This window comes from Providencia sp. PROV174 (assembly GCF_028480685.1).
GTDB classification, from domain to species: Bacteria; Pseudomonadota; Gammaproteobacteria; order Enterobacterales; family Enterobacteriaceae; genus Providencia; species Providencia rettgeri.
The window spans coordinates 1-12,085 of record NZ_JAMPOT010000031.1 but is presented as its reverse complement, the minus strand read 5'-3'; the positions used below and the strand labels follow the sequence as shown (position 1 = coordinate 12,085).

Annotated in this window: 9 protein-coding genes and 1 other annotated feature; of the genes, 3 read left to right on the top strand and 6 right to left on the bottom strand. The window is 40.0% G+C overall.

Annotated features, from left to right (window positions below; all coding sequences use genetic code 11):
* Window positions 1-142: 142 nt before the first annotated feature.
* From clpB to rluD, 3 genes are all read right to left on the bottom strand, one after another.
* Window positions 143-2,716 carry an ATP-dependent chaperone ClpB gene (gene clpB, locus PSE60_RS20510; RefSeq protein ID WP_004913979.1) on the bottom strand — a complete coding sequence of 858 codons (2,574 nt, stop codon included), beginning with the start codon at window positions 2,714-2,716 and terminating at the stop codon, window positions 143-145.
* 123 nt (window positions 2,717-2,839) lie between these two features.
* Window positions 2,840-3,574, bottom strand: a complete 735-nt coding sequence (yfiH, locus tag PSE60_RS20505) for a purine nucleoside phosphorylase YfiH (protein WP_272666586.1) — start codon at window positions 3,572-3,574, stop codon at window positions 2,840-2,842.
* On the bottom strand, window positions 3,574-4,551 hold the full coding sequence (rluD, locus tag PSE60_RS20500) for a 23S rRNA pseudouridine(1911/1915/1917) synthase RluD (protein ID WP_004913983.1): 978 nt from the start codon (window positions 4,549-4,551) through the stop codon (window positions 3,574-3,576). The genes yfiH and rluD overlap by 1 nt, the downstream gene beginning before the upstream one ends.
* Window positions 4,552-4,688: 137 nt before the next feature.
* Between rluD and bamD the strand changes: the two genes are divergently transcribed.
* The 3 genes from bamD to pheA all read left to right on the top strand — a co-directional run bounded on the left by bamD (window position 4,689) and on the right by pheA (window position 7,661).
* Window positions 4,689-5,420, top strand: coding sequence for an outer membrane protein assembly factor BamD (gene bamD, locus PSE60_RS20495; protein WP_004913985.1), 732 nt, complete (start codon window positions 4,689-4,691; stop codon window positions 5,418-5,420).
* Window positions 5,421-5,869: 449 nt separating this feature from the next.
* Window positions 5,870-6,202: a ribosome-associated translation inhibitor RaiA gene (raiA, locus tag PSE60_RS20490; protein WP_004913987.1), complete on the top strand. Its 333-nt coding sequence runs from the start codon at window positions 5,870-5,872 to the stop codon at window positions 6,200-6,202.
* Between the two features lie 139 nt (window positions 6,203-6,341).
* Window positions 6,342-6,462 (top strand) — a sequence feature (Phe leader region).
* Between the two features lie 26 nt (window positions 6,463-6,488).
* The gene (pheA, locus tag PSE60_RS20485; protein ID WP_198641897.1) at window positions 6,489-7,661 is read left to right on the top strand and encodes a bifunctional chorismate mutase/prephenate dehydratase; all 1,173 of its coding nucleotides are present in this window, start codon (window positions 6,489-6,491) and stop codon (window positions 7,659-7,661) included.
* A 50-nt stretch (window positions 7,662-7,711) separates the two neighbouring features.
* On the opposite strand, the gene PSE60_RS20480 is transcribed toward pheA, so the two are convergent.
* The 3 genes from PSE60_RS20480 to PSE60_RS20470 all read right to left on the bottom strand — a co-directional run bounded on the left by PSE60_RS20480 (window position 7,712) and on the right by PSE60_RS20470 (window position 11,826).
* The gene (locus PSE60_RS20480; RefSeq protein ID WP_272666585.1) at window positions 7,712-9,280 is read right to left on the bottom strand and encodes a methyl-accepting chemotaxis protein; all 1,569 of its coding nucleotides are present in this window, start codon (window positions 9,278-9,280) and stop codon (window positions 7,712-7,714) included.
* A 316-nt stretch (window positions 9,281-9,596) separates the two neighbouring features.
* Entirely contained in the window at window positions 9,597-10,718 is a 1,122-nt protein-coding gene (tyrA, locus tag PSE60_RS20475) for a bifunctional chorismate mutase/prephenate dehydrogenase (RefSeq protein ID WP_272666584.1), read from the bottom strand.
* A gap of 13 nt (window positions 10,719-10,731) precedes the next feature.
* Complete coding sequence (locus PSE60_RS20470) at window positions 10,732-11,826, bottom strand: 3-deoxy-7-phosphoheptulonate synthase (protein ID WP_272666583.1); 1,095 nt, start codon at window positions 11,824-11,826, stop codon at window positions 10,732-10,734.
* Window positions 11,827-12,085 lie beyond the last annotated feature (259 nt).

Genomic DNA, 12,085 nt, shown 5'->3' with positions numbered 1-12,085 from the left:
GTGTTTTTTTGAAAATAATTTTCAAGTGGTGATATTTTATACTTTACGCCCGATTCTCAAACAAAAAAAGTGGTTTTATACGTAATTTGATATAAAAAAGGTGGCTATTATTAGCCACCTTTTGATTTCACAATAACATCAATTACTGTTTAGCAACGATTTCGTCATTTTCTACATCTAAAATGACAGGTTTACCTGGCAATAACTTACCTGACAAGATTTCTTGTGCCAGAGGGTTTTCAATTTCCTGCTGAATTGCACGTTTCAACGGCCTTGCTCCGAAGATTGGGTCAAAACCAGCCTCCCCAATTTTCTCAAGTGCCGCTGGTGTTGCACTGACTTCATAACCGTGCTCTTCAAGGCGTTTATATAAACGAGCCAATTGAATATTGGCAATATTCGTAATTTGCTCTTTACCTAATGGATGGAATACAACGACTTCATCTATACGGTTAATAAATTCAGGCCTGAAACTATGGGACACCACTTCCATTACCATATCTTTCATTTCTGAGTAACCAATCATGCCAAACCTTTCTTGGATTAAGTCAGAACCCAAGTTGGATGTCATGATGATTACTGTATTACGGAAGTCTACCGTTCTACCTTGCCCATCCGTTAAACGTCCATCATCAAGCACTTGTAATAAAATGTTGAAAACATCAGGGTGTGCTTTCTCAACTTCATCCAATAAAATGACTGAATAAGGACGACGTCGAACTGCTTCAGTTAAATACCCACCTTCTTCATAACCGACATATCCTGGAGGTGCCCCCACTAAACGTGATACCGCATGTTTTTCCATAAATTCAGACATATCGATACGAACCATTGCATCATCGCTATCAAACATAAAGTTTGCTAACGCTTTACATAACTCAGTTTTACCTACCCCTGTTGGCCCTAAGAACATAAATGAGCCAATTGGTCGGTTCGGGTCTGATAACCCTGCACGACTACGACGAATTGCATTCGATACTGCAACTACAGCTTCATCTTGTCCAATAACACGCTGATGGAGTTGCTGTTCCATACGTAACAGTTTCTCTCTTTCGCTTTCTAGCATTCGAGACACAGGAATGCCAGTCCAACGCGCTAAGATTTCAGCAATTTCAACATCTGTTACCTTGTTACGTAACAGTTTCATGCTTTTACCTTCAGCTTTTGTTGCCGCTTCAAGCTGCTTTTCCAATTCAGGAATTTTACCGTATTGCAATTCAGACATTTTTGCCAAATCACCCATACGGCGTGCTTTTTCCATCTCGATGCGTGTGTTTTCAAGTTCAGCTTTAATATGCTGAGTACCCGTTAATGATGCTTTTTCAGCTTTCCATTCTTCTTCTAACGCAGAATATTCACGCTCTTTCTCTGCTAGCTCTTCTTCTAACATCTCAAGACGTTTTTTACTTGCGTCATCCGATTCTTTTTTCAGCGCTTGCTGTTCAAGTTTGAGCTGAATAATACGGCGTTCCAGCCTATCTAAGGATTCAGGTTTCGAATCCATTTGCATACGTAAACTAGCACCCGCTTCATCAATTAAATCAATCGCTTTATCGGGTAACATACGGTCAGTAATATACCGATGTGATAACGTTGCCGCCGCCACAATCGCCGGGTCAGTTATTTGCACATGGTGATGCAATTCATAACGTTCTTTTAAGCCACGTAAAATAGCAATTGTGTCTTCAACGGATGGCTCTGCGACATACACTTTTTGGAAACGACGTTCTAAAGCTGGGTCTTTCTCAATGTATTGTCGATACTCATCCAATGTGGTTGCACCAACACAGTGTAATTCACCACGAGCCAACGCAGGTTTTAACATGTTACCCGCATCCATCGCGCCATCGGCTTTACCTGCACCAACCATAGTATGTAGCTCGTCAATAAATAGAATGACGTTACCTTCCTGTTTGGCGAGGTCATTTAGAACGGCTTTCAGACGCTCCTCAAACTCACCACGATATTTCGCACCTGCAATCAGTGCCCCCATATCTAGGGATAATACACGTTTGTTTTTTAACCCTTCTGGAATTTCACCATTTACAATACGTTGTGCTAACCCTTCAACAATTGCTGTTTTACCAACACCTGGCTCACCAATCAGCACTGGGTTATTTTTAGTACGGCGTTGCAATACTTGAATGGTCCGGCGAATTTCTTCATCTCGACCAATCACCGGGTCTAATTTTCCTTGCTCTGCACGCTCGGTTAAATCAACTGTATATTTTTTCAAAGCTTGGCGCTGATCTTCAGCGCTTTGGTCATTCACTTTTTCTCCACCACGCATCTGTTCTATTGCCTTTTTTAAATTATCTTTATTAACACCTGCTGCTTTGAGCATGTCTGCTAATGTTGTATTGGCTTCTAAAGCGGCGACAAGAAATAATTCAGAGGAGATAAATTCATCTCCGTGCTTTTGTGCCAACTGATCACATAAATTCAAATGACGCATTAAGTCACTTGATGGTTGAACATCTCCCGCAACACCCTGCACTTGAGGTAAACGACCTAATGCATCTTCGACTTTTTGCTGAAATTGTACGGCATTCACGCCTAACGTCGTCAGCAATGGACGAACGGTGCCCCCTTCTTGATTAAACAAGGCACTTAATAGATGTATAGGTTCTATAAACTGGTTTTCGCGCCCAAGGGCTAGTGATTGGGCGTCAGCGAGAGCTTGCTGGAATTTATTAGTTAAACGGTCCAGACGCATAACACCTCCAATAAATGAGATTAAATTTGCTACTGGATACTAGATGAGGTCAGTTTTTAAATATTCAAGTTTTGCAAGGAATTATTTTCATAATATCCGTTAATTTAGAGCAAAACACCAAAACTAGGTGTTTATCCATATCAATGAAGCCATCCTGCCAGTCTTTCCTTCCCTTCGATAGGAAAAAAATCTGTTTTCATCTGTTACGGTACAAAAATCACCGCCATAAACTTTCGTTACACCAGCAGCTTGTAGTTTTTTGCGTGCTAATAAATAAATATCAGCTAGATATTTATCATTATAAGGAATAAAAGCAGAGGCTAAATCAGACGATTGATTAACAAAAGCCTCTTTGACTTCCTTGCCGACTTCAAATTTCTTAGCACCAATAGCTGGGCCAAGCCAAGCGATAATTTCATTTGCAGGACTAATAAATTGAGCAACTGTATTTTCAAGGACTCCATGACATAACCCACGCCACCCTGCATGGGCTGCGGCAACTTCCGTTCCGGCCTGATTAGTAAATAACACAGGCAAGCAATCCGCCGTCATAATGGCGCAAACTTGGCCAACCTGGTTGCTATACACCGCATCCGCTTGCCTATTGTGAATTTTATTCCCGACAAGATGCAGCACATCAGTACCATGCACTTGCTCAAGCCATACAGGCTGTTGTGGTAGCTGAGCAAGTTTCTCAAGGCGTTGACGATTTTCACTGACAGCGTTGGGAACATCCCCAACATGATCACCTAAATTCAAGCTATCAAAAGGTGGTTGGCTCACACCACCTGTACGAGTTGTACTACAGCTAGCTATATTTTTAGGTTGTGGCCAATCAGGGAAAATCAATGTATTCATTACCAGTCCATATCATCTTTGTGCAGTTCAGTATCTGCTTTTAGAGCTTCAATAAGCTTAACCATATCATCAGGTAACGGTGCATGCCACTCCATTTGAATACCTGAGATTGGGTGATATAAACGCAACATGGTGGCGTGCAGTGCTTGCCTATCAAAATTACGCATGACCTCTAAAAATTCCTCTGTCGCCCCTTTTAATGGACGTGGCCGCCCGCCGTATAAAGGGTCACCAATTAATGGATGATTGATATGGGCCATATGAACTCGAATTTGGTGTGTTCTACCCGTTTCCAGACGTAAACGTAAACGAGTATGAGCTCTAAAGTGTTCCATCACACGATAATGCGTTATGGCTGGTTTGCCCATTGGGTGTACAGCCATATGAGTTCGTTTAGTTGGATGGCGAGAGATAGGTTCTTCTACCATGCCACCCGCAGTCATACGACCGACCGCAACTGCTTCATATTCACGTGTAATTTCTCTACGCTGCAATGCTTCGACAAGGTGTGTTTGAGCTGGAACGGTTTTTGCGACAACCATTAAGCCTGTTGTGTCTTTATCTAAACGATGAACAATACCCGCCCTTGGCACATCGGCAATTTCAGGATAACGATATAATAACGCATTCAGAATTGTGCCATCTGGGTTTCCTGCCCCGGGGTGGACAACTAAATCACGCGGTTTATTAATAATTAGGATATCTTCATCTTCATAAATCACATTAAGTGGGATATCTTGTGGTTCCCAGCGATTATCTTCTTCAATGAGGGCATCGATTAAAATTTGTTCACTGCCGAAAACTTTTTCTTTTGGCTTATTGATAACTTTGCCATTAACCTGCACTCTATCAGCTAAAATCCATTCTTTTATGCGAGAACGTGAATAATCAGGGAACAATTCGGCCAAAGCCTGATCTAAACGTTGACCAAGCTGTGATTCAGCGATAGTTGCACTAAGTTGTACTTGTTGAGCCATAAATTAATCTACTTTTTGGTGTTTGTGTTTTGACGGCAGTGCCGTTTCATTTAAAATATATGCTATTGTAACTCGAATTTTGCCGGGAGCCTTATGGATAGACTCCCTCGAAACACTCAGAGGATAACCTACACGTGATGATACGTATGAAAAATCTGGTGGCTGCAGCCACGTTGAGCCTGATTTTAGTCGGCTGTTCCAGCACTCCTGAAGTCAGCCCTGATAGCTCCCCTGCTGAAATATATGCAACAGGTCAGCAAAAACTACAGGACGGCAATTTTAAAGCAGCGATTAAACAATTTGAAGCTCTTGATAACCGTTATCCATTTGGTCCATATGCTCAGCAGGTTCAATTAGACCTGATTTATGCATATTATAAATCAGCAGAGCTGCCAATGGCGATAGCCGCGATTGACCGTTTCATGCGTTTGAACCCAACTCATCCAAATATTGATTATGTCCTCTATATGCGAGGCTTAACCGCGATGGCCCTGGATGATAGCTTATTGCAAGGCCTCTTTGGTATTGACCGCTCAGACAGAGATCCACAGCATGCACGAGTTGCATTCAAAGATTTCAGTCAGCTAGTTCGCTACTATCCTAACAGCTTATATTCCAATGATGCGAGTAAGCGATTAGTTTACTTAAAAGACCGTTTAGCAAAATTCGACCTTTCTGTTGTTGAATACTACAACAAACGCGGTGCTTATGTCGCGGTTGTTAATCGTGTTCAACAAATGCTAAAAGACTACCCAGACACAGAAGCAACACGTAATGCCTTAGCATACATGGAAATTGCTTATAATGAGATGGGGCTAAACCAAGAAGCGAATAAAGTTGCGAGTATTATTGCTGCAAACCCACAATAATATCATCGTGAGATCTAAAACAGCAGCCTTGGCTGCTGTGAGGCTGTTGACAAAGCGGGATAAAAGCATGGTTTTTCCCGCTTTGTGTTATCAGCCGAAAATCAATAAATTGATTTTCCTAATTTATTTTCAAAACTTATTAGGCTTGCCGCCAAACATAATATGTTTGCAGCAGCCTGATACTAACGGCGATTTAGTTGCTTGCCCATTTAGTGTGCTAATTTTAACCCAAAAAAAACTCCGGCTAATTACCGTTCCGTTAGCCAACTCAGCCAGTTTCCCTTAATCAATTCATTTTGGCAATGCTTTTTCGCCCCTTTTTTACGTGAAATCACACTTCGGATGAGTGCAACTCTTCCTCTGAATGAGATGTGATCTACATCAATTTTTTCTTAGCAAGAACGGGTATTCTGAACTCAACAAAGACGGAAACAATGAGAGGTAACTATATGATAGTGAACATTACTAGCAAACAAATGGACATTACCCCAGCGATTCGTGAGCACATTGAAAGCCGTCTAACAAAACTCGATAAGTGGCAAGCATCCTTGATAAATACGCATGTTGTTTTATCAAAAGAGCCACAAGGTTTTATGGTTGATGCCAACATAAAAACAGCGACAGGAAAATTGGTCGCAAGTGCCAAGCATGAAGATATGTACGTTGCAATTAATGAACTAATTAACAAACTCGAAAGACAACTTAATAAAGTGCAACATAAAGGAGAATCAAGAAGAGCATATAATAGTGTAAAAGAAGCGAATAATACTGTTACGTTATAATTTTATATTATCTATCAACTAATCTTGAACCTTGTAAACGCGCTCACTATGGGCGCGTTTTTTTATGTTTCTGATCCTTAGCTATTGACTTCTTAGTGAGTATCGGGTTTATTTAAATTGAATCTACTAAAGGTATTCATATGAATCTTAATTTTGTTTTCTTTTTCTTCTTTTTTAGCAACTCCTAATTAGGGGCTTTTGTCGTTCGAGAAAGAAAAGAAGACAAAATTAGAAAGCCCCCTCTAGGGGGCTTTTTTTATATCATAATATTAACAGGGTGGGCAGCATGGAAAACAGCACTAATTTATTGAAAGTAAGAGAAAAAATAAGTCAACTGGATAGTGAATTACTAAATCTTTTAGCAAAGCGCCGTGGTTATGCTGTTGAAGTCGCTGAAACAAAAATTGATGATAGCCGCCCTATTCGTGATAAAGACCGTGAGCGTCAGCTTCTTGATGTTTTAATCAACAAAGGTAAACCGCTAGGGCTTGATGGTTTTTATATCACCCGACTATTCCAAATGATTATTGAGGACTCCGTTCTTACACAACAGGCGATTTTACAAAAGCATTTAAATTTAACCCCGAGTGATACTGCCCGTTTCGCATTCTTAGGGCCGAAAGGTTCTTACTCACACATTGCTGCACGCCAATATTCTGCTCGCCATTTTGACCAACTGGTTGAATGCAGTTGCCATAAATTCCAAGATATTTTTTCATTAGTTGAAAGTGGGCAAGCGGAGTATGGCATTTTGCCAATAGAAAACACCAGTTCGGGTGCAATTAATGATGTTTACGATTTACTGCAAAATACATCATTATCAATCGTTGGAGAGATTCGACTCCCAATTAACCATTGTCTCTTAACAACTGGGAATACCGATCTCAGCCAGATCAAAACCGTGTATAGCCACCCTCAGCCTTTCCAGCAATGTAGCCAATACTTAGCGCAATTTCCTCACTGGGAAATAAAATATTGTGATAGTACATCAACTGCAATGCAAATGGTCGCAGACCAAAACTCACCAAGTGTCGCGGCGCTTGGAAGTGAAGCCGGTGGTGCATTATACAATTTAAGCGTAATAGAACATAATCTCGCTAATCAGCAAATTAATATGACACGTTTTATTGTTGTTGCACCGCAACCAATTGAAGTCACTGAACAAGTCCCTGCGAAAACAACACTGCTTCTTACCACTGGCCAACAAGCTGGTGCCTTAGTTGATGCATTAGTTATTTTGAAAAATAATAAGATAATTATGAGCAAATTAGAATCGAGGCCAATTAATGGTAAGCCTTGGGAAGAGATGTTTTATGTAGATGTTCATGCAAACTTACGTTCAGATAATATGCAGCAAGCTTTGAGAGAACTTTCAACAATTACTAGGTCAATTAAAATATTAGGCTGCTACCCATCCGAAAATGTGGTTCCTGTTGAACCTGAAAAAATCACACCTTAATAAAATATAATCAGGCTGCACTTTTATCAGTGCAGCCTATTTAACGGAAACTATATTGCAGCCTTAGGATGATGACTCGACGATTTAACGCTGAAATAATTCACTAACTCCTTCAAATGATATGCTTGTTCATTTAAGGAGTCCGCAGCAACAACAGATTCTTCAACTAAACTCGCATTTTGTTGTGTAGTTAAATCAAGTTGCCCCACTGCACTATTGATTTGAGAGATTCCATCGCTTTGCTCGCGGCTAGCTTGCCCAATTTCACGTAGTAACGCATTCATCTCTTTGACACTATCCACCATGCCATGTATTTGCTGAGTTGCCTTTTCAACAAGTTCCATGCCTTCTTGCGTTTGTGACGATGAATTTTCAATCAATCCGCGAATATCACTCGCTGAAGCTGCACTTTTCTGTGCTAATAATCTCACTTCCCCAGCAACAACGGCAAATCCTCGCCCATGCTCACCGGCTCTTGCAGCTTCAACGGATGCATTCAATGCTAAGATATTGGTTTGGAATGCAATTGAATCTATTAGGTTAATAATTTCTGTCATCTGAGATGACGAACCATTGATAACTCGCATTTTGTTCGTAACTTGGCTCATCATATCGCCATTATTTTGCACAATAATCGCTGCTTGGTCTGCAAGCATGCTGGCTTCATGAGTGTGCTCAGTCGTGTTTTGAACAGTTGAAGTTATTTGCTCCATTGAACTAGCCGTTTCTTCAACTGACGCGGCCTGTTCTTCGGTACGTGCGGCAAGGTTTTGGTTCCCTGCAACAATTTGCCCTGCTGCTGCCGAAATACTTTCAGAACCTTGCTGAACCTCTTGGACGATTTCCAGCAAGTGTTCTTTCATATCATTAAGTGCATTTAGCAACACACCTGTTTCATCTTTTGAGGTGACCTGAATATCTTTAGTCAAATCCCCATTTGCAATTGACTGAGCGAAATTAACCGCATTTTCCAATGGTCTAGTAATAATAGTCGTAATATACCACCCCATTATGCAGCCCGCAGCGATACTCAAGATTGAGAGTACAGCAAGTAATAACTTATTACTTTCATAGTCTGCATTGACTTTCCGACCGATCTCTTGCATCTGCAAGTCTTGGATTGCCATCAATGTTTGAATATGATCTCGATAATCCCGCTGAATACTCGAAGTTTTCGTCATCATCTCATCTATAGCGGCTTGGCGATTATTTTGTTGTAAGAATGCATTCATACGTGCCAGCGATGCATGGAATTGTTGGCGGATCACACGTAAATCCGCTAAAATTTCTTTAGAGCGATCATCAGTGACACTGCTTTCTAGTTTTTCTAACAATTCTGTTATTTTCAGTGTAATTTTATCAAGCTCTTCACGGCGCTTATCACTACCTCTGTCATCAAGTAAAATCAGCTCTTGGATCCCAATAAAAGAATAAAAGTTATCCATCATCTGCCCTGCAGTCGAAGCAATAGGATAGCTTTCATAAAGTACTTCCTTCATTCCTTCATTAGCTCGATTCATATTCGCTAAAGAAAATATTGAACTTAAGATAATAAGCGCAACAAAACCACCGAATGCTATCGTTAACTTCATACTGATTTTGAGATTTTTAAAAAACATATATTTACCACGCTAGCCATCATTTAATGAGTAGTGTTATCGGTAAAATAGATAAGATCTTTATCATATAAATCGATCGATTTATAAATATTAATTTTAAAAATTGATTAATTTGAAATTAAATAGTGAATAAATTTAATTTTAGGCTAATTAGCATATTATTTGATAGAAATTATACATATAAGTACAATTACTTATTTTAAATAAAGATTTCAAGTGAAATTAACTAAAATGGAATAATATGGAAGACAGTGATAAATTAACGCCCCAAATAAAGCCCCCTACCGCTATAAAACACGATAGAGGGCGGGGATGATTATTTTCGATTATCGTTTGCTCGTTGCAGTAATGATTGGCTTTCTTTCATAAAATGATGGGCATCTTCGCCGAACCACTGGCTAACTTGATTAAATTGGCGAACAAATTCCGCTTTATCTTGTTTCTCCAATAACGCTATTGAATCGCCTAACAATTGGTGATACCTACGTATTAGTTCAACATTTTCATTTGAAGACATAATAATATCTGCATACAGTTGAGGGTCTTGAGCAAACAGCCGCCCAACCATCGCGAGCTCTAAACGATAAATAGGCGATGATAAATCAAGCAGTTGCTGTAAATCGATATTTTCCTCAGCAAGATTTCGTCCATAGGTAAATGTTGTAAAGTGCCGTAATGCCTGAATAAAGCTCATATTTTTATCATGCTCTTCAGCTGATATTTCTTTCAAGCGAGCTCCCCAAACTAATAGCTGTTCAAGGAACCACTGATAAGACTCCGAGCTACGGCCATGACAATAAGCAAATACTTGCTTTGCAACGCTACCAACATCAGGGCCAAACATCGGGTGAAGTCCAAGTACGGGCCCATCATGCGCCGCTAACATCGCTTCTAATGGCTGTTGCTTAATTGACGCGATATCCATCAAGATCGTGCTTTTATCCAACTTAGGCAGTTGGTTGATCACTTGTACCGTTGAATGAATAGGCACACTGATGATCACCACACTTGCTCCAGCAACAATAGACTCTGCTTGTGGCCAATCACCTTCATTCAATGTTTTGACTTGGTAACCTGATAAGCTAAGGAGACGATGAAATAACCGCCCCATTTTCCCATCACCGCCTACAATCACAATTGGGCCAGCTGATGGGTTCAATGTTTTGAACCCTTTATCATTTTCACGCGCATAAGATTCACGCATGATCCGTCGTAAAATATCCTCTATCAGATCAGGCGGGATCCCCATACGCTCAGCTTCGGCGCGACGTGCTGCCAACATACTGGTTTCACGCTCAGGCACATAAATCGGTAAGCCATGTAAGCTTTTCACTTCACCAACTTCAGCAACCAGTTGCAGCCTTTTTGCTAATAAATCGAGTAACGATTTATCAACTTCATCAATTTGTTCCCGTAAATGGGATAACTCAACAGACATACCAATACCTTGATCAGCTCACTTTACTCAATTTTTGCGCACGTTGTTCAAGCATAGGTAATAATGCCAGATGCAATTTACGCAATACCGTTTCCGTCGTTTGCCAGTTAATGCAGGCATCAGTTACTGAAACACCGTATTTCATTAAGTCACGGGCTTGTTCAGACGTTTGATTCCCTTCATTAATATGGCTTTCTAGCATAATACCTGTAATTGATTCATTACCATTAATAATTTGTTCAATAATAGAATCAACAACTAATGGCTGACGGCGGTAATCTTTATTTGAGTTTCCATGGCTACAATCCACCATAAGTGATGGCTCTAAACCTGCTTTTTTCATTTCAGATTCACAAGCCGCTATGTCTTCAGCGTTGTAGTTAGGTGTTTTTCCACCACGTAAAATGACATGGCCGTTACTATTACCTTTAGTATGTAATAAACAAACTTGGCCAGATTGATTAATCCCCATAAAACGGTGTGGCATCGCAGCAGCTTTTAATGCATTAATTGCTGTAGATAAACTTCCGTCCGTTCCATTTTTAAAACCAACAGGCATAGATAAACCAGAAGCCATTTCGCGGTGTGTTTGTGACTCAGTAGTTCTTGCACCAATGGCAGACCAACTAAATAGATCCCCTAAGTATTGAGGATTGTTAGGGTCCAGTGCTTCTGTCGCTAATGGTAGCCCCATATTCACTAAATTAGTCAGCAAGTCACGAGCGATATGCAGACCTTTTTCCATTTCAAAAGAGCCATCCATAAATGGATCACTAATCAAACCTTTCCAACCCACGGTTGTACGAGGTTTTTCAAAATACACACGCATCACAATATATAAGCTATCACTTAATTCTTCGGCTAATACTTTCAGACGCTCACCATATTCAATAGCAGCATCCACATCATGGATTGAGCAAGGACCACATACCACGAGTAAGCGAGGGTCGCGTTGATGAATAATGTCAGCAATCACTTGGCGCGATGTCGCAATGGCATGCAGGTTGCTGCGACTCAGCGGATATTTCTCTTTCAGACTCTCAGGAGTGATTAATACCTGCTCGTCTTGAATATTCACATTGTTGAGTACATCTTTTTGCATGATCATTTTTTACCTACTTATTAGCTTATATTTGCTTAGTTTATTATTTACGTATTGTGTTTGAGTGTATGGGTAATAACATACCATGCATCGTAAACAATTCAATCCATTTGTGTAAATTATTTCCATATGCGTAAAGTAAAATTTACATTGTGATAATAAATTGATAAATATGCGATTTCACATAAAGTTAACATTTCCAATATTTAAATTAGAGTTCAATACCAATTTTTAGTAAATATTTATTTACAGGTTAAGAGATTAA